Origin of the sequence: Micromonospora sp. NPDC048909 (assembly GCF_040649635.1) — a bacterium.
Lineage (GTDB): Bacteria > Actinomycetota > Actinomycetes > Mycobacteriales > Micromonosporaceae > Micromonospora.
In genome coordinates this window covers 67,331-89,829 of sequence record NZ_JBEZFU010000009.1, presented here as the reverse complement: position 1 = coordinate 89,829, position 22,499 = coordinate 67,331, and the positions used below count along the sequence as shown (strand labels likewise).

General features: G+C 74.0%; 23 protein-coding genes. 10 read left to right on the top strand and 13 right to left on the bottom strand.

Going from position 1 to position 22,499, the window contains the following annotated elements:
- Window positions 1-6: 6 nt before the first annotated feature.
- The 3 genes from AB0C04_RS23305 to AB0C04_RS23295 all read right to left on the bottom strand — a co-directional run bounded on the left by AB0C04_RS23305 (window position 7) and on the right by AB0C04_RS23295 (window position 4,484).
- Entirely contained in the window at window positions 7-1,344 is a 1,338-nt protein-coding gene (locus tag AB0C04_RS23305) for an MFS transporter (RefSeq protein ID WP_357057978.1), read from the bottom strand.
- 185 nt (window positions 1,345-1,529) lie between these two features.
- Window positions 1,530-1,796, bottom strand: coding sequence for a hypothetical protein (locus AB0C04_RS23300; RefSeq protein ID WP_357057976.1), 267 nt, complete (start codon window positions 1,794-1,796; stop codon window positions 1,530-1,532).
- 75 nt (window positions 1,797-1,871) lie between these two features.
- Entirely contained in the window at window positions 1,872-4,484 is a 2,613-nt protein-coding gene (locus AB0C04_RS23295; protein WP_357057974.1) for a glycoside hydrolase family 9 protein, read from the bottom strand.
- A 246-nt stretch (window positions 4,485-4,730) separates the two neighbouring features.
- On the opposite strand from AB0C04_RS23295, the gene AB0C04_RS23290 reads away from it, so the two are divergent.
- Window positions 4,731-5,456 (top strand): protein phosphatase 2C domain-containing protein, encoded by a 726-nt coding sequence (locus tag AB0C04_RS23290; protein ID WP_357057972.1) that lies wholly within the window; start codon window positions 4,731-4,733, stop codon window positions 5,454-5,456.
- A 7-nt stretch (window positions 5,457-5,463) separates the two neighbouring features.
- Here AB0C04_RS23290 and AB0C04_RS23285 read toward each other — a convergent pair whose 3' ends face one another.
- From AB0C04_RS23285 to AB0C04_RS23275, 3 genes are read right to left on the bottom strand one after another with little or no spacing between them, the layout of a single operon-like run.
- Entirely contained in the window at window positions 5,464-8,145 is a 2,682-nt protein-coding gene (locus AB0C04_RS23285) for an ATP-dependent helicase C-terminal domain-containing protein (RefSeq protein WP_357058262.1), read from the bottom strand.
- Between the two features lie 28 nt (window positions 8,146-8,173).
- Complete coding sequence (locus AB0C04_RS23280) at window positions 8,174-8,374, bottom strand: DUF397 domain-containing protein (protein WP_357057970.1); 201 nt, start codon at window positions 8,372-8,374, stop codon at window positions 8,174-8,176.
- A gap of 44 nt (window positions 8,375-8,418) precedes the next feature.
- Complete coding sequence (locus AB0C04_RS23275; RefSeq protein ID WP_350873066.1) at window positions 8,419-9,261, bottom strand: helix-turn-helix transcriptional regulator; 843 nt, start codon at window positions 9,259-9,261, stop codon at window positions 8,419-8,421.
- A 142-nt stretch (window positions 9,262-9,403) separates the two neighbouring features.
- Here AB0C04_RS23275 and AB0C04_RS23270 point away from each other — a divergent pair, with 142 nt between their 5' ends.
- Genes AB0C04_RS23270 through AB0C04_RS23260 form a run of 3 tightly spaced genes read left to right on the top strand, consistent with a single transcriptional unit; the run spans window position 9,404 to window position 12,187 of the window.
- Complete coding sequence (locus AB0C04_RS23270; protein WP_357057968.1) at window positions 9,404-10,030, top strand: GPP34 family phosphoprotein; 627 nt, start codon at window positions 9,404-9,406, stop codon at window positions 10,028-10,030.
- A 40-nt stretch (window positions 10,031-10,070) separates the two neighbouring features.
- Window positions 10,071-11,600, top strand: coding sequence for an APC family permease (locus AB0C04_RS23265; RefSeq protein WP_357057966.1), 1,530 nt, complete (start codon window positions 10,071-10,073; stop codon window positions 11,598-11,600).
- Window positions 11,597-12,187, top strand: coding sequence for a GNAT family N-acetyltransferase (locus AB0C04_RS23260; RefSeq protein ID WP_357057964.1), 591 nt, complete (start codon window positions 11,597-11,599; stop codon window positions 12,185-12,187). The genes AB0C04_RS23265 and AB0C04_RS23260 overlap by 4 nt, the downstream gene beginning before the upstream one ends.
- Window positions 12,188-12,340: 153 nt before the next feature.
- On the opposite strand, the gene AB0C04_RS23255 is transcribed toward AB0C04_RS23260, so the two are convergent.
- A complete protein-coding gene (locus AB0C04_RS23255) occupies window positions 12,341-13,156 on the bottom strand; it encodes a SigB/SigF/SigG family RNA polymerase sigma factor (protein ID WP_357057962.1) in 816 nt (271 codons plus the stop codon).
- A 378-nt stretch (window positions 13,157-13,534) separates the two neighbouring features.
- Between AB0C04_RS23255 and AB0C04_RS23250 the strand changes: the two genes are divergently transcribed.
- Window positions 13,535-14,260 (top strand): hypothetical protein, encoded by a 726-nt coding sequence (locus AB0C04_RS23250; protein WP_357057960.1) that lies wholly within the window; start codon window positions 13,535-13,537, stop codon window positions 14,258-14,260.
- 20 nt (window positions 14,261-14,280) lie between these two features.
- Here AB0C04_RS23250 and AB0C04_RS23245 read toward each other — a convergent pair whose 3' ends face one another.
- On the bottom strand, window positions 14,281-15,870 hold the full coding sequence (locus AB0C04_RS23245; protein ID WP_357058260.1) for a phospholipase D-like domain-containing protein: 1,590 nt from the start codon (window positions 15,868-15,870) through the stop codon (window positions 14,281-14,283).
- A 135-nt stretch (window positions 15,871-16,005) separates the two neighbouring features.
- Here AB0C04_RS23245 and AB0C04_RS23240 point away from each other — a divergent pair, with 135 nt between their 5' ends.
- On the top strand, window positions 16,006-16,134 hold the full coding sequence (locus tag AB0C04_RS23240) for a hypothetical protein (RefSeq protein WP_357057958.1): 129 nt from the start codon (window positions 16,006-16,008) through the stop codon (window positions 16,132-16,134).
- 52 nt (window positions 16,135-16,186) lie between these two features.
- Here the strand turns inward: AB0C04_RS23240 and AB0C04_RS23235 are convergent, their stop codons facing one another.
- On the bottom strand, window positions 16,187-17,173 hold the full coding sequence (locus tag AB0C04_RS23235; protein WP_350873059.1) for a pirin family protein: 987 nt from the start codon (window positions 17,171-17,173) through the stop codon (window positions 16,187-16,189).
- A gap of 9 nt (window positions 17,174-17,182) precedes the next feature.
- Window positions 17,183-17,665, bottom strand: a complete 483-nt coding sequence (locus tag AB0C04_RS23230) for a MarR family transcriptional regulator (protein ID WP_357057956.1) — start codon at window positions 17,663-17,665, stop codon at window positions 17,183-17,185.
- Window positions 17,666-17,820: 155 nt separating this feature from the next.
- Here AB0C04_RS23230 and AB0C04_RS23225 point away from each other — a divergent pair, with 155 nt between their 5' ends.
- A complete protein-coding gene (locus AB0C04_RS23225) occupies window positions 17,821-18,351 on the top strand; it encodes a GNAT family N-acetyltransferase (RefSeq protein ID WP_357057954.1) in 531 nt (176 codons plus the stop codon).
- 42 nt (window positions 18,352-18,393) lie between these two features.
- A complete protein-coding gene (locus AB0C04_RS23220; protein WP_357057952.1) occupies window positions 18,394-18,981 on the top strand; it encodes a DUF1684 domain-containing protein in 588 nt (195 codons plus the stop codon).
- Between the two features lie 67 nt (window positions 18,982-19,048).
- Here the strand turns inward: AB0C04_RS23220 and AB0C04_RS23215 are convergent, their stop codons facing one another.
- Together AB0C04_RS23215 and AB0C04_RS23210 are read right to left on the bottom strand one after the other, a co-directional pair.
- Window positions 19,049-19,633, bottom strand: a complete 585-nt coding sequence (locus AB0C04_RS23215) for a general stress protein (RefSeq protein ID WP_357057950.1) — start codon at window positions 19,631-19,633, stop codon at window positions 19,049-19,051.
- Between the two features lie 82 nt (window positions 19,634-19,715).
- Window positions 19,716-20,516, bottom strand: a complete 801-nt coding sequence (locus AB0C04_RS23210; RefSeq protein WP_357057948.1) for a helix-turn-helix transcriptional regulator — start codon at window positions 20,514-20,516, stop codon at window positions 19,716-19,718.
- Window positions 20,517-20,655: 139 nt separating this feature from the next.
- On the opposite strand from AB0C04_RS23210, the gene AB0C04_RS23205 reads away from it, so the two are divergent.
- Window positions 20,656-21,156 (top strand): metallophosphoesterase, encoded by a 501-nt coding sequence (locus AB0C04_RS23205; RefSeq protein WP_357057946.1) that lies wholly within the window; start codon window positions 20,656-20,658, stop codon window positions 21,154-21,156.
- Between the two features lie 13 nt (window positions 21,157-21,169).
- Here AB0C04_RS23205 and AB0C04_RS23200 read toward each other — a convergent pair whose 3' ends face one another.
- Complete coding sequence (locus AB0C04_RS23200) at window positions 21,170-21,385, bottom strand: DUF3072 domain-containing protein (protein ID WP_357057944.1); 216 nt, start codon at window positions 21,383-21,385, stop codon at window positions 21,170-21,172.
- Between the two features lie 138 nt (window positions 21,386-21,523).
- Between AB0C04_RS23200 and AB0C04_RS23195 the strand changes: the two genes are divergently transcribed.
- Complete coding sequence (locus tag AB0C04_RS23195) at window positions 21,524-22,459, top strand: FAD-dependent oxidoreductase (protein ID WP_357058258.1); 936 nt, start codon at window positions 21,524-21,526, stop codon at window positions 22,457-22,459.
- Window positions 22,460-22,499 lie beyond the last annotated feature (40 nt).

The following is a 22,499-nucleotide window of genomic DNA, read 5'->3' as shown; positions in this document are numbered from 1 at the left end:
ATGCTCCTACAACGACGACCGCGGATGCTCGGCGTCATCCTGCCCGGCCGTCGCCGTGGCGAGCCCGGCCGGCGGCGTCGCGTCCCGACCGGGCGTCGCCGTGGCGAGCCCGGCCGGCGGCGTCGCGTCCCGACCGGGCGCACCGGCGGGCCGGTTGCGCAGCGCCCACCGGGTGAGCCCCGGCACGAGCAGGCCCACCAGGGCGAAGAGGGCGACCAGCCCGATCCAGCCGGCGCCGCCGCCGTCGAGGACCGCCCAGGTCAGCAGGGCCGGTCCGGCCGCCCGGGTCAGGCCGGCGAGCAGCCCGTCCACCCCCTGGTAGGCGCCGATCGCGGCCGGGTCGGCCAACTCGTAGGCGAGCCCGGCGCCAGCCGTGCCGTGCCACAGGTCGCCCACCGTGTAGACGGCCGTGCCGAGCAGCAGCAACCCGATCGCCAGACCGGATGGCGCGACGCCGGCGGCGGCGTAGAGCAGCATGGCCGCCGCGAGCACCAGCCCGGCGCGGCGCATGGTGCGGGCGGCCGGCAGGGCACGTCGGGCGCCGCGGCTCAGCCGGACCGCGAGCAGCACGGTGAGCACCGTGTTGACCAGCAGGACCGCCGACACCGTCACCGGTGGCGCGCCGGCCCGGTTCACCGCCCAGAGCGGCAGCACCAGGGTGAGCACCACCCAGTGCAGCGAGAGCAGTGCCGACGCGCCGCTCACCGCCAGGAACGGCCCGTCCCGCAGCGCGCGACCGACCCGGGGCGGCCCGCCGGCGACGCGGGCCGGCGGAAACGCCGGCAGCCGCATGATCAGCGCCGCGGAGACCAGATAGCTCGCCACGTTCCCGAGCACCAGCAGGTGGTAAGCGACCGGTGTGTCCGCCGCGAGCGCGAAGGCGGCCAGCCCGGCGCCGAGCGCGATGCCGAGGTTGGCCACCGCGCGCAGGGTGGCGAAGGCGTGCACCCGCCCCTGTGGACCGCCCACCGCGGCGACCAGCGCCGCCCGGATGGCGAGGTTGCCCGAGACCAGCAGCGCGTCCAGCACCGCCACCGCGAGGAACACCGGGAATGAGCCCACCAGCAGGTACGACGCGGCGACGGTGGCCTGTAGCAGCTGAAGTGCGGCCCGCAGGGTACGCGGGTCGTACCGGTCGGCGAGCGCGCCCAGCGGCACGCTCGCGGTGAGCCCGACCAGCCCGGCGACGGTCAGGCCCGCGCCCACCGCGGCCGGGCTCAGTCCGACGACCCGGGTGAGATAGAGCGCGGACCCGGTCAGCCAGAGGCCGAGCCCGACCGTGTTCGCCAGGGTGGCCAACGCCAGGGTGCGCAGGTGCCCGGGCGGCGGCAGCGGCGAGGCCATCAGCGTCGCCTACGGACGGCGGCGCGCGCGGGACCGGGCATGGCTCGACCGTAGGTCCGCACCCTCGGCTGGGGAGTGCCCGACGGGCGCGACGCCGGTCACAGCCGTCCGGCGCCCCACCGGGTCACTGCCGCCGGCGTCAAACCTTGTCCGGGCCGGCGCGGACGATCGTGCCGAACCGATCGTCAGGGGGCGCCGCCGGATTCGCTCGTGACGCCGGCGTCGGTGGCCAGACCGTCGTTGCCACCGTAGCCCTTGCCCCGGGTGCTGCCCCGGGAGCGGCGGCCCACGTCCCGCCGACTCTGCCGGATCGCCTGGCGCGCGATCCGCAGCGTCTCCTCCCGGCCGGCCCGGGCCCGCCGTCGCCGTCGGCGCGCCACCAGCATCGTCACCACCACCACAGCGGCGAGGGCGAGCGGCGCGCCGATCGCGAGCCACAGAGAGGTGTCCATGACCGGAACGGTAGGCCGGGCCCGCCAGCACGGGTCCGCCCCGGCGCGACCGGGGTCGCGCCGGGGCGGGGGTGCTCAGGACGATGTGCACCTGGTGCCGTTCACCGTGACCAGGCCGGGGGGCGGGTTCGCGCCGCCGCCGGTGGTCGCGTTGAACCCGAAGGTCACCGTGCCGTCGGGGTTGATCCGGGCGTTGTACGACTCGTTCCGGGCGGTCACCGTGGCGCCGGCCTGGGTCACCTTCGCCAGCCACGCCTCGCGCACCTTCTGGTCGCCGGTGAACGCGAACCGGACGGTCCAGCCGTTCACCACCGTCGCGCCGGTGTTGCGGACGGTCAACTGGGCGGTGAACCCGGTGCCGCCCTGCCAGGTGCCGTGGTTGGTGTACGTGACCGCGCAGGTCGCCGCCGGCACCGCACCGGCCTCGCCCTGGTCGGCGAGGAACGACGCGATCCAGGCCAGCGCCGAGTTCCAGTTGATCGCCACCTCGTTGGTCGCGTACGAGTTGATGTCGTCGACGTAGCAGAACATCGGCGCACAGCCGGCGAGCAGCTGCGCGGCGAACGGATCCTGGAGGGCGGCGTTCGCCCCGCCGGCCAACGAACCGGCGGGCGGGTGCGGCGAGGCGGGGTCGAGCTGGTGGGCGAAGATCCGGCTGTGCTGGTTCTGCGCGGCGTGCTCGCCCCACCCGGTCACGTACGAGATGTTGAGCGCGTTGCGGCCGAAGAGGTAGTCCGCCGCCTGCACCGCCCCGTCCCGGTAGCGCGCGTCCCCGGTCAGGTCGAAGGCGGTGGCCAGCACGACGGCGTTGTTGATGATGTTGCTGTTGCCACCCCAGACGTAGCTCCCGGCGTCGCCCGGCAGCGGCAGCCCGTAGGCCTGCCGGTCCAGCTCGGTGAGGTACTCGTCGGCGGCGGCGGTGACCGAGGCGCGCACCCGGGCCAGCTCGGCCGCGGGCAGCGCGTTCGGCACGGTGGCCAGGTCGAGCCGGCCCAGCGCGGCGACGCCCTGCCAGCCGAAGCCGCGCGGGTGGAAGACGTCCGCGGTGTGCTGTGGTGACGCGGTCAGGTCGCTCAGATAGGCCGGCGCGCCGGTGGTCAGCCACAGCTCCACCGCCGCCCAGTAGAACTCGTCGGTGACGTTCGAGTCGTCGTACGCCCCGCCGCCGGTGCTGTCGGTCGGGCTCGCGTACCGGGTGGGGTTGGCCTTGGCCGCCGCGTAGGCGGTGGTGGCCGCGGCACGGCAGCGGGCGGCGAACGCGGCGTCGTAGGAGGCGTAGAGGCGGGCGCACTGGGCCGCGGTGGCGGCCAGGTTGAGGGTGGCGGCGGTGGACGGCGGGTGCAGCTCGCGCGGCTGCGGGTCGTCCTGCGGCGCCAGCGGCAGGCCGGTCCAGTTCCGGTCGTGGATCTTGTGGTGGGCCATGCCGGCGAGCGGCCGGCCGGCGCGCACCTGCATGCGCAGCAGGAACTCCAGCTCCCAGCGGGCCTCGTCGAGGACGTCCGGCACCCCGTTGCCGCGTTCGGGCACCCGCAGGGTGCCGTCGCCGAGCGCGGTCCCGCCGTCCGCGGTGGCCGCCGTCTTGGTCCGCTCGAACGCGTTCAGCAGCTGGTAGGTGGCGATGCCGCCGTTGACCACGTACTTGCCGTGGTCGCCGGCGTCGTACCAGCCGCCGCGCACGTCGAGCCGGTAGTCGCAGACGCCGGGTTGGCAGGGCACGTCGGTGTCGCCCTGGTTGGGCGCGACGCCGACGTGCCCGGCCGGGCGGGCGTACTCCGGGCCGAGCAGTTCGCCGTCGATGGCGATGCCGCTGCGCTGGGCGTAGAAGAACTGGAGCGAGTCGGCGCGCAGCCGGTCGTAGAGGGTGCCGGAGATGTCGAACGGGTGGCTGGTTTCGCCGTCGGCCACCAGGGTCAGCCCGGCGCCGGGGGTGCGGTACGCGGAGAAGTCGATGCTCTGCACGTTCTGGCCGGAGGCGGGGTCCACCCCGCGCGCGTCGGTGCTGCCGCTCGCCAGCACCGCGCCGGTGGCGGAGCGCAGCTGCCAGGGCAGCGGCTCGGTCGCGTCGGTGACCACGGTGGCGTTCTTCGGCCCGCCGGGAAGGTAGCCGACCTGGTTGACCCGCACCCGCGGCCCGGTGTCCGGCTCGTACGGCTCAGGCGGCTCGCCGCCGCGCAGCGAGACGTTGTCCAGGCAGGCGGTCTGCTCGTCGGCGCTCCCGCCGACCTGGAAGATCAGCTGCGCGGAGGGGTTGTCGTCCGGAACGGTGAAGGTTCGCTCGACCCGCTGGGCGGTGCCGCCGGCGGTGACGGTGACGCTGGCGTAGCCGGTGTAGGGCGCGCTGCCCAGTTGCAGCACCGCGGTGACCGGGGTGCCGGGGCTGGCGGAGACGTCGAAGGCGAGGGCGTACTCGGCGCCGGCGGTCAGCGCCACGCCGTCCTGGCCGATGCCGGCGTCCCACGGGTTGGCCAGCCCGCCGGGGACGGTGGCGCAGAGCCGGCCGTCGGTGATCCCGAGCGGGCCGGTGCCGTAGGAGAACCAGGGGGCGATGCCGGTGCTGAAGTCGCCGTTGTCGATCTGTTCCGGTGCGTCCGGTGGCGGCTCGGCCTGGGCCGGGCCGGCGCCGACGCCGGTGAGGGCCAGGGTGGTCGCCGCGGCGAGCAGCGCGCGGCGGCGTCGGGATGGCTTCACGGGGGGTCCTTCCGGGACGGTGGGCGGATCGGTGGTGGCGGGCCGCAGTTGAGCTGGGAGCGCTCCCAGCTTGTCCGGTCGATGTTTCCAGTGGTCGGCGGCGCTGTCAATCGATCCTGCTTGATGAACTGCGGCGATCCGTGACCCGTCGGAAGTCGGCGGAGGACAGTGAGATTCGCCGCGCCACGCGGCGTCGGCGTGATCTCCTAGAGACAACTGCGCCCTTCGCCTGGCAGGCTGCCTCCCATGACCCTGAAGCTGCGTTCCGTGGGAACGAGCGACCGTGGGCTGATCCGCAGCGGAAACCAGGACGCCCTGCACGCCGGCACCTGGCTGGTCGCCGTCGCCGACGGCATGGGCGGCATGGCGGCCGGTGACCTGGCCAGCGCGATCACCATCGACGCGGTGGCGCCGCTGGACGTCGAGACCCCGGAGGACGCACTGGTGGCCGCCCTGCAGAGCGGCATCGAGCTGGCCACCACGCGGATCCGCCAGGCGGTCAGCGAGGATCCGGAGCGGCAGGGCATGGGCACCACGCTCACCGCCCTGCTCTTCGCTCGCACCGGCAGCTGCCTGGCGCTCGCCCACATCGGCGACTCCCGCGCCTACCTCTACCGCGAGGGCGTGCTCAAGCAGATCACCCGGGACGACACCTTCGTACAGATGCTGGTCGACCAGGGCCTCATCACTCCTGACCAGGCCAGCAGCCACCCGCGGCGGGCCGTGGTGACCCAGGCCCTGCAGGGCGACGAGGTCTCCCCGTCGTACGCGACGATGGTGCCCCGGGACGGCGACCGGTGGCTGCTGTGCAGCGACGGGCTCTCCAACGTGGTCCGTCCGGACACCCTGGCCGAGGTGCTGGCGGAGCATCCGGACCGGGCCGAGTGCGCCCGCCGGCTGATCGACCTGGCGCTGCGCGCCGGCGGCCCGGACAACGTCACGGTGGTCGTCGCCGACGTCGTCGAGGAGTGACGGGCGCTCAGCGTCGGCGCGGGGTGGCGTGCCGGGTCGGCGTCGCGGTGCTCGGATCCTCCGGCCAGGGATGCCGGGGATAGCGACCCCGCAGCTCGGCCCGGACCTGCGGATAGCCCACCCGCCAGAAGGAGGCCAGGTCCGCGGTGACCGCGACCGGACGGCCGGCCGGTGAGAGCAGGTGCAACAGCACGGGCACCCGCCCGCCCGCGATCCGGGGAGCGTCCCGCCAGCCGAAGGTCTCCTGCAACTTCACCGCCAGCACCGGCGCGGCCGGGTCCGCGTAGTCCACCCGGATCCGGGAGCCGGTGGGCACGGTGAGCCGCTCCGGGGCGACCTCGTCCAGGCGGGCCGCCAGGGCCCAGGGCAGCAGCCGGCGAAGGGCGGCCGAGACGTCCACCCGGGCCAGGTCCGCCCGGCGCCGCGCGCGGGCCAACTCCGGGCCCAGCCAGACCGGAGCGGCGGCGAGCAGCGCGGCGTCGTCGACGTCCGGCCACTCGTCGCCGAGCGCGTGCCGGCAGAACGCCAGCCGTTCGCGCAGCGCCCGGGCAGCCGGGGTCCAGTCCAGCAGGCCCAGCCCCGTGCGGCGCAGCCCGGTCAGCAGGGCCTCGCCGACCTCCGCCGGGTCGGGGCGGGTCAACGGGCGCTCGACCAGCTCGACCGCGCCGAGCCGGACCACCTCCCGGGCCACCACGTCGGCGCCGGACCAGCCGACCTCCCGTTCGGTGCGCAGCATCGGCCCGCCCGCCTCCCGGGCGGTGGCCTCGTCGAGCGCGGTGGCGAGCCGGATCCGCGCGCTCGGCGCGCCGGGGGAGCGGTCGGCCACGGCCACCGCCAGCCACTGCGACCCGGCCAGCCCCGACCCGGGCGTCAGCTCCGCCTCGGTGCCGCCGGTCATCAGGTACGACGACCCGCCGGGGCGGCGCACCCGGGCGAGCCGCTCCGGGTGGGCCAGCCCGACCAGCAGCCCGGCGGCGAGGTCATCCGGCAGCCACTGCGAGCCGGACCGTCGCTGGCCGCCGGCACCAGCCGATCCCGGTGGGCGCGCCGGTCGGGTGCCGCCCCGGCCGGATTGCTCGGCGTCCCGGCCCGCGTCCGCGGTGGACCCCGCCCCGGTACCGCCGGTCGCCGCGGGCAGGCTGGCGCGCAGCCGGCGTACCTCGGAGCGCCAGCGCGCGGTGGCCGCCGGGACGACACCGTCGCGCAGCCGGCGCCAGGCGGCCGTCAGGTCGTCGCCCGGGCCGGCGACCGTGTCCTCGGCGAGCAGCGCGACCACCTCGGCCGCCCGATCGGCGCCGACCCGGTCGGCTCCGTCGAGCAGCGCCCGGGCCAGCCGGGGGTGGGCGCCCGCGGCGGCGATCGCCCGGCCCCGTCCGGTGATCCGGCCCGCCGCGTCGACCGCGCCGAGGGTGGTGAGGGTGTCCCGGGCGACCGTCATCGCCGCCGCCGGCGGCGGGTCGGGCAACGCCAGCCCGGTCCCGTCCGGGCGGCCCCAGGCGGCCAGGTCCAGGGCGAAGCCGGTGAGGTCCGCCGTGGCGATCTCCGGCTCCGGCTGTGCGGGCAGCCGCTCATGGATCGCCGCCGACCAGCAGCGGTAGACGTATCCGGGTGCCTCGCGGCCGGCCCGGCCGGCGCGCTGGGTGGCCGCAGCCCGGGACACCGGCACGGTGACCAGCGCGCCGAGGCCGCGGGCCAGGTCCATCCGGGCCACCCGGCTCAGCCCGGCGTCCACCACCATCCGCACCCCGGGCACGGTCAGGCTGCTCTCGGCGACCGCGGTGGCCAGCACCACCCGGCGGTTGCCGGCGGCGTCCGATCCCGGACGCGCCGCGCTGTCGGACCTGCCGGGCCGAGATGGGCGTGGGCGCAGGGCCGCGTCCTGCTCGGCGGCGCGCTGGCGGCCGTGCAGCGTCAGCACCTCGACGGTCTCGGGCAGGTCGCCCAGTCGACGGGCGACCGCGGCGATCTCACCCGCCCCGGGCAGGAAGACCAGCACGTCGCCCTCGTGCTCGCGCAGCGCCCGGCGGACGGTAGCCGCCACGTGGTCGAGCAGGGCGCGGTCCACCGGGCCGGCCCCCGGCGCGAGCACCGGCCGGGGCGGCGGCGCCCAGATCCGGGTGACCGGGTGCAGCGCGGCCTCCGCCCGGACGATCGGGGCGGGGGTGGCCGCACCGCCGAGCAGCGCGGCGAACCGGTCCGCCTGCGGGGTGGCCGACATGGCCAGCAGCCACAGGTCGGGGCGGAGCGCGCCGCGCGCCTCCACCGCGAAGGCGAGCGCGAGGTCGGCGTCGAGCTGCCGCTCGTGGCACTCGTCGAGCAGCACCGCGCCGGTGCCGGGCAGCTCGGGATCGTGCTGCAACCGGCGGACCAGCAGCCCGGTGGTGACGACCTCGACGCGGGTGTCCGGGCCGACCCGCCGTTCGCCGCGGACCGCATAGCCGATCCGGCCGCCGACCCGCTCACCGAGCAGGTCGGCCATCCGCCGGGCCGCCGCCCGCGCGGCCACCCGACGGGGCTGGGCGATCAGGACCCGCCCGTCGACCTGGTCGGCGACGGCCAGCGGCGCGAGCGTGGTCTTGCCGGTGCCCGGTGGGGCCACCAGGACGGCGGCGCCGCTCGCGCGCAGGGCCGCGACCGTCGCCGGCAGCACCGCCCGCACCGGCAGGTCCAGGCGTACGTCGGAGAGCACGGCCCAGTCTCGCACCGCCCCCGGCGGGTCAGTCGGGGCGTACCCCGTCGACGCCGGCGACGAAGGCGCGCCACGCCGTCGGCGGGAAGACCAGCACCGGGCCGGACCGGTCCTTGCTGTCCCGCACCGCCACCCGGCCGGCGGTCGGGCCGACCTCCACGCAGTTGCCGTTACCGCTGCTGCGGGAGCTGGTGCGCCAAGGCACCCGGTTCTTCTCGAGCACGTTCATTCGCGGTACCCCCGTCTGGGCTGGCGTGCGCCGCGTCAGGCGGGTCACGCAAAGTAACGAGCAGCCTCCGCCAGGCGGGTCAACGACGCCGCCGGATCCAGTGCCATCCGGCACAGCTCCTCGTGCACCAGGCTATACCCGCGCACATGATCGGCTTCCTCCAAGGCCAGCCCTAACGTGAGGTTATCCAGGTAAACCACGGACGCGTCGGCGGCGTCGGGGAAGTTCAGGACGACGTACGGAGTGCTCATGGCGGGGTGCCCGCCAGCGCTGAATGGAAGTACCTGGATTGTCACGTTGGGTAACTGGGCGACCCGACCCATGTGGACCAACTGCTCGGCCATCACGACCGGGCCGCCGACCGGGCGCAGCAGCACCGCCTCGTTCAGCACCACCGACAGCCGCACCGGGTCGTCCCGACGCAGCACGTTCTGCCGGTGCAGCCGGGCGGCCACCTTGCGCTCCAGGCCCTCCTCGCCGGCGGTGCGCCGGTAGATCTCCCGGGCGTACGCCTCGGTCTGCAGCAGGCCGGGCACCGACTCGGCCTCGTACGTGCGCAGCTGCGCCGCCTCGGCCTCCAATCCGACGTAGAACTCGAACCACTCGGGCAACACGTCGCTGTAGGTCTGCCACCAGCCGCGCTGCTGCGCCCCGCGGGCGATCTCGATCAGCGCCTCCGCGTCGGCCCCGGTCACCTGGTAGAGCGCGAGGGCGGCCCGCACGTCGCGCGGTTTGATGCCGATCTGCGCGTTCTCGATCCGGGACAGGTTGCTCTTCGACATGTCCAGTTGGCGGGCGGCGACATCGAGGGTCATGCCCGCTCGTTCGCGGAGCTGACGGAGTTCGCGGGCGATGCGGCGGCGGCGGACGGTAGGGCTGGCGGTCACCGTGCGAGTCTGCCACGGCAAGATCCGCAGGTCGCATGAGCACGCAGTGCAACTTTCAAAAGTGGGAGTTGCATTGCGAAAGCGGCGGGTGCATCCTTTTCCGGTCGCGGATCACTGTGGACACCCCTGCTCAGGAGGACCGTTGCTCATCGCCGACGAGTTCTTCCTGATCGCCCACAACGACAGCCGGGGCAAGGCGAAACTCCATCCGGCCGCGAACGGGCTCGGTCTCGCCGCCGGGCTGCTCGGTGAGCTGCTCCTGTATGGACACGTGATGGTCACCGACGGGCTGGTCACCGTGCTCGACCGGCGCCCGCCGGCGGACGCGCTCGCGCACACCGTGCTCGACCAACTGGTCGGCGAACCGCAACACCAGGCGGTCCGCACCTGGCTGAGCTTCCTCGCCCAGACCTCGGTCGCCTCCGTCGGCGAGCGGCTGGCCCGGGCCGGCGTGCTGCGCCGCCAGGAGACCCGCCGGCTGCTGCGAACCTCGGTCAGTTATCTGCCGGTCGACCTGAACGCGGTGGCCTGGCCGGCGACCCGACTGCGCGCCCTGCTCGACCGCCCCGAGCCGCCGAGCGTCCCGGACGCGCTGCTGCTCGGCCTGATCGTGGCCGCGGGGCTCTCCCGCGAGGTGCTGTGGAGCGCCGGGCCGCGCGCCCACCACCGGCTCAACGTCCTCATCCCGGCGCTGCCCGCGCCGCTGAAGGAACTCGTCGCGCACACCGAGGCCGCGGTCGGCGCGGCGGTGCTGCGCCGCGTCACCTGACCCGGCACCCCCACCCCTCCCTCGCGAATCGGAGCAGCCGATGCCCCCGACAGCTACCGTCGAACGACCGAGCAACGTCTCCGAGTCACTGGCCCGGGGGCGTCTCGGCGTCCCCTCCGTGATCTTCTTCGTGCTCTCCGCCGCCGCGCCGCTGACCGTGGTGGCCGGCGTGGTCACCACCGGCTACGGCGTCATCGGGGTGACCGGCATTCCGCTGGCCTTCCTGGTGATCGCCGCGGTGCTGGCCCTCTTCTCGGTCGGCTACGTCGCGATGTCCCGGCGAGTGGCCAACGCGGGCGCCTTCTACGCCTACATCTCCCGGGGCCTCGGCCGACCGGCCGGGGTCGGCGCGGCCTGGGTGGCACTGATCGCCTACAACGCCCTCCAGGTCGGGCTCTACGGCACGATCGGCATCGCCGCCGAGCCGGTCCTGGACCGGTTCTTCGGCATCACCCCGGCCTGGTGGGCGGTGGCACTGGTCGCCTGGGCGATGGTGGCGGTGCTGGGCATGCTCCGGGTGGACATCAACGGCATGGTGTTGGCGGCGCTGCTCATCGCCGAGATCGCGGTGATCCTCGTCTTCGACCTGGGGCAGCTCAGCCACCCGGCCGAGGGCGGGGTCAGCCTGGCCGCGCTCTCGCCGGAGAACCTGTTCGTGCCGGGCGTCGGCGCGCTGCTGGTGCTCGCCACCACCGGCTTCGTCGGGTTCGAGTCCTCGGTGGTGTTCAGCGAGGAGACCAAGGATCCGAAGCGGACGGTGCCGCTGGCGACGTACCTCTCGGTCGTCATCATCGCCGCGCTCTACGCGCTGTCGTCCTGGTCGATGACGGTGGCCACCGGGCCGGACCGGATCGTCGCCGAGGCGGGCGAGCAGAGCGTCGGGCTGATCTTCAACCTGGCCGGCGCGCACCTCGGCGACACCGCCGTCGCCATCGGTCAGGCGCTCTTCCTCACCTCGGTGCTGGCCGCCATGATCTCGTTCCACAACACCACTGCCCGGTACGCGTTCGCGCTCGGCCGGGAGCGGGTGCTGCCGGCGGTGTTCGGGCGGACCGCGCCGCGCTCCGGCGCGCCGCGGGCCGCCTCGCTCGCGCAGACCGTCCTGGGCCTCGTGGTGATCCTGCTCTACGCGGCCAACGGCTGGGACCCGGTGGTCAAGCTCTTCTTCTGGGGCGGGACGGCGGGTGGGTTCGGGGTGCTGCTGCTGATCGCCACCACCTCGATCGCGGTGATCGCCTTCTTCGCCCGGGGCGCCGCCCCCGAGACGCTCTGGCGGCGGGTCATCGCTCCGGGACTGGCCACCGTCGCGCTTCTGGTGATCGTCTGGCTGGCCGTGGCGAACTTCGCCGACCTGCTCGGCGTGGCCCCGGACTCGCCGCTGCGTTGGGCGATTCCGGCCGCCTACCCGGTCGCGGCGCTGCTCGGTGTGCTCTGGGCGCTGGTGCTGCGAGGCAGTCGACCGGACACGTACGCCCGGATCGGGCTGGGCGCGGAGAGCGCGGCGACGGCGGCGCTGCCGGTCCCGCGTACGGGTGGAGGCACCACGACCGAGGCGGAGGCGCGGCGATGACCGAGCTGCAGATCGAGCGGCTCGGGCCGGCGGAGACCGCGCTGGTCGCCGGGCGGATCGCCGAGGCGTTCAGCGTGATCGACGCGACCGCCTGGCTGGTGCCCGACGCGGCCAAGCGGGAGGCGGTCCTGGCCGGCAACTTCGAGATCCTGGTCGAGCACGCGATGCGGCACGGCTTGGTGCACGGCACCGCGGACCGGGCGGCGGTGGCCGTCTGGTTTCCGTCGGTCGGTGAGCCGGCCCCGCCGCCGGAGGCGTACGACGCCCGGCTCGCCGCAGCCTGCGGCGAGTGGACCGAGCGCTTCCAACACCTCGACGAACTCTTCGCCGCCCATCATCCGCACCAGGACCATCACCACCTGGCCTTCCTGGCGGTGCGACCGGAGCGGCAGCGGCAGGGGCTGGGCACCGCCCTGCTCCGCCACCACCACGCTTGGCTGGACGCCCACCGGATGCCGGGCTACCTGGAGGCGAGCAGCGAGAGCAGCCGTGACCTGTACGCGCGGCACGGCTACCGGGTCGCCGAGCCGTTCCGACTGCCCGACGGCACGCCGTTCTGGCCCATGTGGCGGGAGCCCGCGGGCTGAGGTCCTGTCACCCCCGCCGACGACCCGAGCCGGGCCGCCCCGAAGGAGCGGCCCGGCTCGGGCGCATTGTCACGTGTGCGTGACGCTGGGTCAGGGGTTCCGCCCCGGACGTGGTCGGTGGCCGGGCCACCAGGCCCGGCCACCGGTGCACCGTCAGTAGGCGCCGTCGAGCTGCCCCCGCAGCTTGGTCAGCGCGCGGGCCAGCAGCCGGGACACGTGCATCTGCGAGACGCCGATCTGCTCGGCGATCTGCGACTGGGTCAGGTTGCCGTAGAACCGCAGGGTGAGGATCTTCTGCTCGCGCTCGTCGAGGGTGGCCAGCGCGGGGCCGAGGGCGACCCGCAGCTCGGCCAGCTCGAACTCGCTGTCTTCGCCGCCGAGCATGTCGCCCAGCTCGGTGGCCCGCTCACCGTCGCCGGTGGGGGTGGAGAGCGAGACGGCGTTGTAGGCCCGGGCGCCCTCCAGGCCCTCCAGCACCTCTTCCTCGGTGAGCTTGAGGTGGGCGGCGATGTCGGCGACCGTCGGCGAGCGGCCCAGGGTCTGCAGCAGCGAGCTGTTGGCGTCGGAGATGGCCAGGCGCAGCTCCTGGAGGCGACGGGGCACCCGGATGTCCCAGGTGCGGTCGCGGAAGTGCCGCTTGAGCTCGCCGATGATGGTGGGGATCGCGTAGCCGGCGAAGTCGACGCCGCGGGACGGGTCGAACTTGTCGATCGCCTTGATCAGACCGATCGCGGCGGTCTGCGCCAAATCGTCGCTGGGCTCGCCGCGACCGCTGTAGCGGTGGGCGAGGTGGTTGGCGAGCGGCAGCCAGGCCTCGATCGCCTTGTCGCGCATCGCGGCACGCGACGGGTGGTTGGTGGGCAGTGCGGCCATCGCGTTGAGCAGGTCTGCGGCGCTGTCGGAGAGCGACCGTGGGTCGAGCTTCCTGGTGCCGCTCGTCGTCTGCTCGCTGATCGTTGGCGCGGTCATGGGTGGTCCTCCCTGCACCTCGTCCGCGGATAAAAGACGTGACGCTTTGGTTTAGCTTCGGATGGGCCGTTCGGGACTCACCTTAGCCTGATCGTCTTGCCTAAATCTAGCCGAAAGGCTGATGTACTTATGCGATTTTCTGTCATGTTAGGGGGCGAAACCGGCATAACCGCGATCGCCTGTGAGACGCATTACGGGTTCACTCGGCCCACCCACGGCCACCTGGACATCGCGCGCCGGCACCCGGACGGGTGAGGAGATCCCGCCGAGCGGTCAACGTGAAATCCGACATGAGGCGCGCAGTGTCTACTTTCCGTCCTTGTCCCGTGTACGGGACCACCCGTAGGTTCGGCGCATACCCATTGGGATGGAGGCGCCGTGCTCGACCCTGCCGCTCCCCAGCTCGTCGTGAACAGCCGCACCCTCTACTTCAGCTGGCTGCCGGCGGACCCGGGCGCGGTCGCTGCGCTGGTGCCGGCCGGGCTGCGTCCTCGCCCGGACCGGCAGGTCTTCCTCAACCAGTACGTGGTCGACGACGAATCCCAGACCTCGGGCTTCGGCGCTTACAGCCTGACCTACCTCGGCGTGTCGCTCAGCGGGGTCGACGCCCCGGGTGGCATCAGCCCGGGCGGCTGGTGGACGAACTATGTCGCCTCCAGCCCCCAGGTGCTCGACTACGCCCAGGCCCGCGGCGCGCCGGCGCTGCTCGGCGGGACCGTCATCGACGTACACGACGGCACCCTGGTCGCCGAGACCGAGCTGGACGGTGTCCCGGTGATCCGGGCCCGTTGCCGGGTCGGGGACACCGGCCACCTGATCAGCAGCGGCCACCACCGCTACTTCACCCGACGCAACGGGCGGCTGGTCAGCTCCGTCTACCCCTACCTCGCCGAACCGGTGACTCCGTTCGAGATCGAGTCGGTGGAGTTCCTCGAGCCGGAGCACCCGGTCTACGCGCTCCGCCCGGCCAACCCGCTCGTCATCTCCTGGGGCTTCTACTCTCCGCGGGCGTCGTTCGCCTACCCCGGCGGGCTGACCGTGCACGCCGGCGACGCCGCGCTGCCGAGCGAGCGACTCGCCGGCTTACCGGTTCCGGCGGCCTGACCGTCCCGGCCACCCGAGGTTCACCAGGTGCCGGCCCGTCGGGCATGCAACGGTCGCCCGTCCGGGTCGTAGAGCAGCCGGTACATCGGTAGCGCCCACGCCCGGGTGAACCAGCCCAGCCGCTCCGGACGATGCGGTCGCAGCCGGCCGGGCGGCCGGAGGCCGGCCTGCCCGCCGTCGTACCACCCCTGCAGGGCGTCGGCGGCCGCGGTCAGCGTGGCGACGGCCTCGGCCGGGTCGAGCAGGTCGGCGTCCTGCCCGCCGGCCGGATCCCGGTCCAGGTGCTCGCGCCAGAGCCGCAACCGCAGCTCCCGGGCGAAGACCCGGGCCCCGTCGCCCCGCCCGGCCGGGTCGGTCGGCGCCCGGTCGTCCCGGGTGTCGTCCAGCACCGCGCAGGAGAGCTCGCTGTCGTGGGTCCACGAGCGGCGGTTGAAGTTGTCGCTGCCCACGCTGGCCCACACGTCGTCGACCACGCAGACCTTCGCGTGCACGTAGACCGGGTCGCCGGACGGGTTCTCCAGGTCGAAGACGTGCACCCGGTCGGGCGCGGCCCGTTCGCAGAGCGAGAGCGCCTGCTCCCGGCCGACCATGTTCGGCGGCAGGGCCAGCCGGCCGTCCACGTCCGGGTAGCGCGGCACCACCGCGACCAGGTGCAGCTCGGGGTTCTCCCGCAGCGCGCGGGCGAAGAGGTCGGCCACCTCCGCGGACCAGAGGTACTGGTCCTCCAGGTAGATCAGCCGGCGAGCCCGGCGCACCGCCTTGGTGTAACCCCGGGCCACCGTCCGCTCCCCGTCCGGGGCGAAGGAGTAGCGCGGCCGCACGGCCGGATAGGTGCGCAGCACCTGGATCTGGTGCGGCCCGCACGACGGGGGATCGGCCGGCTGTTCCGGCAACGGATCCGGGCTCAGATCGGCCCCGCGCAGCCGGTCCCGCAGGAATGCCAGCGGGTTCTCCGAGTCCAGCGGCATCGGGTCGGTCCACCGCTCCCGGAAGAGCGTATCCAGCGCGCCGACCACCGGCCCGCGTACCGCCAACTGCACATCGTGCCAAGGTGGATGCGGACCGTAACGGCTCGACATCTGCACCGCCTGCGGGTCGCCCCGGTGACCGGCGTCGTCCCGCCGGCTGTGGCACAGGTCGATCCCACCCGCGAAGGCGATGTCCCGCCCCGGATCCGCCGGATGTCGCAGCACCACCAGCTTCTGGTGGTGCGAGCCGCCGCGGCGTACCCGCTGGTCGAGCAGGACCTCGCCGCCGGCCGCGGAGATCGTCTCGCTGAGGTCGCGGTTCTCCGCCTCGCTGTAGGCCAGGGCGTCCAGGTGCGAGCGCCAGATCAGGCCCTTCACCACCACGCCGCGCTGGGCCGCCTGGGCGAAGAGTTGGGCAACCGTGGGGCCGTCGGGGCGCATGAGCTGATCGGGGTCACCGCGCCAGTCGGTGAAGAAGAGGTGGTCACCGGCGGCCAGCGCCTCGACCTCGGTGACCAGCCGGTCGAAGTAGGCCGCGCCGTGAATTAACGGCTCGGCCAGGTTTCCACCGGTCCAGACGGGTAACTCAGAGACCGGGTTGGCACGTTCGGCTGCGGTGAGGAACCAGTCCTGCAGCGGCAACGTTCCGTCCCTCCCGAGGTCAACCACGTCCTCACGGTAGGACCCCCGCCGTGGGTCCGCACCCCGGCCGGCGACACCTGTGCCCTGGCCGGCGTCCACCCCGACTCAGACGCGAACAACCGAGGAGGCCACACCATGCCCAGCGAGACGACGAATCCCCTGACCGAGCACCGCGAGCCGGCGGTGGAGGGCGAACGGGGAGCGCTGGTCGCCGTGTTCCTCATGGTCATCCTCGGAGTGGCTGGGATCTTCGCCGTCTCCTGACCGGCGACACGCGCGGGCGGCGGGGTCGACCCCCGCCGCCCTGAGCCGTGGGTCAGGGGCGAGGACCCTGACCGTCGGTGTGCGGCAGCCGCTCGGCCGGGATGACGCCGAGCTTGCCGGCCTGGAAGTCCTCGAACGCCTGGAGCAGCTCGTCGCGGGTGTTCATGACGAACGGGCCGTAGTGCGCGACCGGCTCCCGGATCGGCTGCCCACCCATGATGTAGAGGTCCAGCGCCGGCGTGTGCGCGTCCTGGCTGGCGTCCGCGGTGAACCGGAGCGCGTCGCCCGGGCCGTGCACCGCGAGCTGGCCGGTGTGCACCGGCCGCCGGTCGGTGCCGACCGTGCCCCGCCCGCCCAGCACGTAGGCCAGGGCGTTGAACTCCGGCCGCCAGGGCAGGTCCACCTGCGCGCCCGGCTGAACGGTGACGTGGGTGATGGTGATCGGGGTGTGCGTCGAGCCCGGGCCGTGGTGCCCCGCGACCTCACCGGCGATCACCCGGATCAGCGCCCCGCCATCGGGCGTGGTGAGCAGCGCCGACTCCTTGCCGCGGATGTCCTGGTAGCGCGGCGGGTTCATCTTGGCGACCTTGGGCAGGTTGACCCAGAGCTGGGTGCCGTGGAACAGCCCACCGCTCATCACCAGGTGCTCCGGCGGGGCCTCGATGTGCAGCAGCCCGCTGCCGGCGGTCATCCACTGGGTGTCGCCGTCGGTGATGGTGCCGCCGCCGCCGTGCGAGTCCTGGTGGTCGAAGACGCCGTCGATGATGTACGTGACGGTCTCGAAACCGCGGTGCGGGTGCCACGGGGTGCCCTTCGGCTCACCCGGCGCGTAGTCCACCTCGCCCATCTGGTCGAGGTGGATGAACGGGTCCAGGTCGGTCATCGGCACTCCGGCGAAGGCCCGGCGCACCGGGAAGCCCTCGCCCTCGAAGCCGCTCGGGGCGGTGGTGAGCCGGCGGACCGGCCGGAAGGCGGTGGACTCGTCGAGCCGCGGCAGGCGGGGCAGGACGAGGACGTTGTCGACGGTGATCGCGGGCATCGGTGGCTCCTAGTTCTCGGCGTGGGTGACCGACGCGTCCCGGGCCGCCCGAAGGCGGTGACCGAGGCGTTCGAAGACCCGGGTGAGGCAGGCGACCTCGTCGTCGTCGAGGTCGTCCATGAGGTGGGTCCGCACCGACGCCAGATGGTGGGGTGCGGCGTCCCGCAGGGTGAGCAGACCGGCGGCGGTGAGCACCGCCTCGCTGCCGCGCCGGTCGTCCGGGCAGGGTTGACGGGTGACCAGGCCGCGTCGCTGCATCGTGGAGATCTGGTACGTCAGCCGGCTGGGGGAGAAGACCAGCCGGCTGGCCAGCTCGCCCATCCGCAACCGCTGGCCCGGCGCCTCGGAGAGCAGCACCAGCACGTGGTAGTCGGCGAAGCTCAGCTCGCTGTCGGCGCGCAGGTCCTCCTCCAGCTGCGTGAACAGCCGTTGGCTGGACTCGATGTACGCGCGCCAGGCGGCGAGTCGGGCGCTGTCCAGGCTCTCGGTCACGGCACCAGGATAACACTCTTTCAAAATTTAACTAGTTGCCCGACTGTCGCGTGGCTCACCCTGATCCGGGCGTACGGAAGGGTGGTGCAGGTTTGAAGGAAACCCGGTTCGACATCCGGCGGTGCCAGGCGAGCTGGTGTGCCAGACTGCCCGGCGTGGAGCACCTGGAACTGACCGCCGACGACCTGCTGTTGCGCCCCTGGCGGGAGGCGGACGCGCCGGCGGTCCGCAACGCGTTGCGCGATGCGGAGATCGCCCAGTGGAACCCGCAGGGCGGGCCGGTCGACGACGAGTCGGCGCTGCGGTGGGTCCGTCGCCGGGCGGACTGGTCGGCCGGCGACCACGTCTCGCTGGCGGTCACCGCCGCGGCGGACGGCGTTCTGCTCGGCTCGGTGTCGCTGCACCACATCAACGGCGACAACGCCGCGATCGGCTACTGGACGGTGCCCGAGGCGCGCGGCCGGGGCGTCGCGTCGCGCGCGGTCGACCGGCTCACCCGCTGGGGCTTCGAGCGGCTCGGACTGCACCGCGTCGAGCTCTGCCACGCCAGCGTGAACCCGGCCTCCTGCCGGGTCGCCGAGCGCGCCGGCTACCCCGCCGAGGGGACGCTGCGGGAATCCTTCCGGTACGGCGACGGACGCCGCTACGACGAGCACCTGCACGCCCGGTTGGCGACCGACCGGTGATCGGTCCGCCTCGCCGGACCGCCCGCGGACTAGGCTCGCGGGGTGGACGACCTCGACCTGCTCGACTGGCGGGAACGAACCGCGCGGCTCTACCTCTCCGACGTCGACCTGGCGGGGTTCCGGGCGGAACGTGACCGGCTCTTCGCGAACCACCCGCAGAGCCCGATCCCGCCGCCGGACCGCGCCGGTTTCACCGGGCTGCGCTATCACCCGCCGGACCCCACCACGGTGGTCGAGGCGCCGCTGCGCCCCGCCGAGGGTGGACTCGACATCGACACCGGCGGCCCGGACGGCGTGATCCACTACCGGCGGGTCGCCATCGCCGACACCGCGTGGGGTCCGCTGACCCTCTGGTGGATCGCCGCGTACGGCGGGGGGCTCTTCGTGCCCCTGCGCGACGCCACCTGCGGACAGGGGAGCTACGGCGGCGGTCGCTACCTCACCGACACGGTGAAGGGCACCTACGGGCGGGGGCTGACCATGCTCCCCGGCGAGCGGGTGCGGCTCGACCCGAACTACCTCTACAACCCCTCCTGCGCCTACGACGACCGGTGGGCCTGCCCGCTCGCCCCGGCGGAGAACCGGGTCGAGGTGGCGCTGCGCGCCGGCGAGCTGGCCTACTCCGGATGAGCTGCCCGGGGTGACCGGTCCACCCCGGCGCCGGGCGGGCGCCGGGGTGGCCTCACGACGTTCGGTCTCAGCGCGTGCTCGGGTTCGGCGCCGTCATGTGCAGCCGGCCGAGCAGCTGCCGGGCCTGGTCGGCCAGGTTCGCGTTGACGATGACGGCGTACTGGCCGGCCCGTAGCGAGCTGGCCGAGGTGAAGTCCCGTTGGCCACCCGTCATGGCGTGCGCCACCGCGCCGAAGATCGCACCCCAGATCGCGCCGATCACCAGCCCGATAACGATCACGGCGAGCCAGTTGCCGACCGTGAAGATGCCGAAGAGCAGGCCGATGAAAAGACCGAACCAGGCCCCGGTGCCGCCGCCGACGAGCGCTGCGCGGCCGGTGGTCATCCGGCCGAGCACCGTCTCCACCAGGGTGAGATTCGTGCCGACAATGGCGGTGTGCTCGACCGGGAAGCGGTTGTCCGCCAGATAGTCCACGACACGCTGCGCCGACGGGTAGTCCGGATACGACCCGATCGTCACGGTCGGCGGCCCACTCTCCGGGCCGTGGCCGTCGCCGGGTGTCGCAGGCCGTCCCGCCGGACCCGACGGAAGCAGGTCACCGCCGGGCATGGCCGATCGCCAGCCGCCGGTCGAACCCGAAGAACTGGTCATGAGCTTCCTCCCTCGTCCAGCCGACCGGGTTCCCGCCCGTGCCGCCCGGTAACGCCCCGCCCGGCGCGGATGCGCCGCGCGGTCAGCGGACGGGCCGGCGCAGGTGGGCGGCGGTGGCCTCGTCGGCGGGGAAGAACGACTCGATGGAGAGTTCCTGGACGGTGACGTCCAGCGGCGTGCCGAACGTCGAGACGGTGCTGAGCAGCCGTAGCTCGCCGTCGTCGTGGCGCAGCCGCAGCGGCACCACCACGTCGCCGGGGCCGGGCAAACCGACCTCCGGCGTGCCGCCCGGGTAGCCGCGCAGCTCGTCGTGCAGAGCGGCGAGGTCGGCGTCCGCGGTCAGCCCGAGCTGGCGTCGCAACCGGCCGAGCAGGTGCCCGCGCCACTCGGCGAGGTTGACGATCCGGGGCGCCAGACCGTCCGGGTGCAGGGTCAGCCGCAGCGCGTTGGCCGGCGGGCGGAGCAGGTGGTCGGCGACGCCGGCCGTGAGCAGGGGCAGCGTGGCGTTGCCCGCGACCAGGTTCCAGAGCCGGTCCACCGCGACCGCCGGATACGGCTCGTGCGCCCGCAGCACGGTACGGACGGCGTCCAGCACGCGGCGCAGCTCCGGGCTGTCCAGCGGCGCCTGCGAGAAGACCGGCGCGTACCCGGCGGCGAGCAGCAGCTGGTTGCGATCCCGCAGCGGCACCTCGAGGTGTTCGGCCAGTCGGAGCACCATCTCCCGGCTCGGCGTGGACCGGCCGGTCTCCACGAAGCTGAGATGCCGGGCGGAGATCTCCGCCTCGATCGCCAGCGCGAGCTGGCTGAGCCGACGGCGCTCCCGCCACTGTTTCAGCAGCCGACCGACCGGCGGCTGCCGCCGCTCGGCGACCGTCTGCTCCATCGGCCCATCTCAGCACACGGCCCGGGCGAGCACGGGTTGCCCGTCCCCGCCGGACGGCCGCCGCCCGGCGCGAGATGCGCTGTGAAGACCCCGGAACGGCGCGGCCCCGGAAACCGCGGTACGGCCGGAGAATGGGCGGATGCGCCTGGTGATCACCGCGGACACTCACGTGCCGAAGCGGGCTCCCGACCTGCCCGCGCCGCTCTGGGCGGCGATCGAGGAGGCGGACGTGGTGCTGCACGCGGGAGACTGGGTGGACGAGTCGCTGCTCGACGCGATGCTGGCCCGGTCCCGCCGCCTGGTCGGCGTCTACGGCAACAACGACGGGCCGCCACTGCGGGCACGGCTGCCCGAGGTCGCCCGGGTGGAGCTCGACGGGCTGCGCGTCGCCGTGGTGCACGAGACCGGGCCGCGTACCCGCCGGGAGGAGCGCTGCGCCGCCCGGTTCCCCGATGTCGACCTGCTGGTCTTCGGCCACTCGCACATCCCGTGGGACACCCGGGCGCCCGGCGGGCTGCGACTGCTCAACCCGGGCTCGCCGACGGACCGCCGGGCGCAGCCGCAGGCCACCTACCTGACCGCCCGGGTCGCGGCGGGGCGGCTCGACCAGGTCGAGTTGCACCGCCTTCCGCCGCGCTGACCCGAGCCGGGGGTCACCGGCCCCGGCCGGTCTCCTCCTGGAGCTCGTCGATCCGCTTGGACGCCTCCGCCTTGGTCAGCCCCTCCGGCACCTCGGCGTCGGCCTCGCGGGCGAGCGTGGCCAGGTAGGACTCCTGGGCCGCGGTCGGCGGCTCCGCGCCGGTCACCCACTCGTCCGGGTCCTTGACGGCGCCCTGCGGGTTGGTCTGGTCGCTGGTGTGGTCGGTCATCATCTCCACCTCTCTTCGAACAGGCGTGCCAATACCCCGATCGGCCCCGGTTCATGCCGGTTCCCGGCGCGTGGCGGCGGACCCCGATCCGGCGGTGCGGCGCTTACCATCAGCGGCGTGAACGCGGACCGGTCGGGCGTGGTGGTCGTCGGCGCCGGTATCGCCGGCGTGGCGTGCGCGGTGGAGCTGGCCCGGGCCGGCCTGCCGGTGCGGATCCGCGAGCGGGCCCACGTGCCCGGCGGCCGGATGGCCAGCAAACGCTTCGACGGCCGGCCCGCCGACCTCGGCGCCGCCTACTTCACGGTCAGTGACCCGGACTTCGCCGCCGTCGCCGAGAGCTGGCGGGCGGCCGGCCTGGCCCGGGAGTGGACCGACACGTTCGTGGCGTACGACCGGGATGGTCGGCGCGCGGTGTCCGGACCGATGCGCTGGGCCGCACCGCGCGGGCTGCGCTCGCTGGTCGAGCACCTGGCCCGCGACCTCCCGGTGACGGTCGACCGGCTGGTGCTCGGCGTCGATCCGGGACCGAGCGTGGACGGCGACCCGTGCGAGGCGGTCGTGCTGGCCATGCCCGGCCCGCAGGCCGCGCTGCTGCTGGCCCCGGCGTTGGCCGCCGCCACGATGGCCGCGCAGGCCCAACGGTGGTCGCCGTCGCTCGCCGGGGTGCTGCGGTTCCCGTCGCGGTGTTGGGAGGACTTCCGGGGCGCCTTCGTCAACGACCACCCGCTGCTGACGGTGGTCTGCGACGACGGCGACCGGCGCGGCGACGGCGCGCCGGTCCTGGTGGCGCACACCACGCCGGAGTTCGCCGCCGGCCATCTGGCCCAGCCGACCGGCGCCGGACCGGCGATCGAGGAGGCGGTCCGGGACCTGCTGGCGCTGCCCGAGCCGGCGGAGCACGTACACGTGCACCGCTGGACGTACGCGAAGCCGACCGTCGCCGGTACCGGCACCCACCACCTCGACGCGGACGCCATCGGCTTGGCCGGGGACGCCTACGGCACGCCCCGGGTGCAGAGCGCCTGGCGCTCCGGCCGGGACCTCGGTCGCGCCCTGGTCGACCGGTTGCGCTGACCCGCCCACGGTGCTCGCCGAGCTGGGTGACCGCGTCGGT

Bases quoted from the DNA above. Each gene is read 5' to 3' on its own strand.
- AB0C04_RS23210 (WP_357057948.1), bottom strand. From the start codon at position 20,516: ATGGAGCAGACGGTCGCCGAGCGGCGGCAGCCGCCGGTCGGTCGGCTG.
- AB0C04_RS23235 (WP_350873059.1), bottom strand. From the start codon at position 17,173: ATGCCCGCGATCACCGTCGACAACGTCCTCGTCCTGCCCCGCCTGCCG.
- AB0C04_RS23265 (WP_357057966.1), top strand. From the start codon at position 10,071: ATGCCCCCGACAGCTACCGTCGAACGACCGAGCAACGTCTCCGAGTCA.
- AB0C04_RS23260 (WP_357057964.1), top strand. From the start codon at position 11,597: ATGACCGAGCTGCAGATCGAGCGGCTCGGGCCGGCGGAGACCGCGCTG.
- AB0C04_RS23300 (WP_357057976.1), bottom strand. From the start codon at position 1,796: ATGGACACCTCTCTGTGGCTCGCGATCGGCGCGCCGCTCGCCCTCGCC.
- AB0C04_RS23200 (WP_357057944.1), bottom strand. From the start codon at position 21,385: ATGACCGACCACACCAGCGACCAGACCAACCCGCAGGGCGCCGTCAAG.
- AB0C04_RS23240 (WP_357057958.1), top strand. From the start codon at position 16,006: ATGCCCAGCGAGACGACGAATCCCCTGACCGAGCACCGCGAGCCGGCG.
- AB0C04_RS23215 (WP_357057950.1), bottom strand. From the start codon at position 19,633: ATGACCAGTTCTTCGGGTTCGACCGGCGGCTGGCGATCGGCCATGCCC.
- AB0C04_RS23255 (WP_357057962.1), bottom strand. From the start codon at position 13,156: ATGACCGCGCCAACGATCAGCGAGCAGACGACGAGCGGCACCAGGAAG.
- AB0C04_RS23205 (WP_357057946.1), top strand. From the start codon at position 20,656: ATGCGCCTGGTGATCACCGCGGACACTCACGTGCCGAAGCGGGCTCCC.
- AB0C04_RS23280 (WP_357057970.1), bottom strand. From the start codon at position 8,374: ATGAACGTGCTCGAGAAGAACCGGGTGCCTTGGCGCACCAGCTCCCGC.
- AB0C04_RS23290 (WP_357057972.1), top strand. From the start codon at position 4,731: ATGACCCTGAAGCTGCGTTCCGTGGGAACGAGCGACCGTGGGCTGATC.
- AB0C04_RS23305 (WP_357057978.1), bottom strand. From the start codon at position 1,344: ATGGCCTCGCCGCTGCCGCCGCCCGGGCACCTGCGCACCCTGGCGTTG.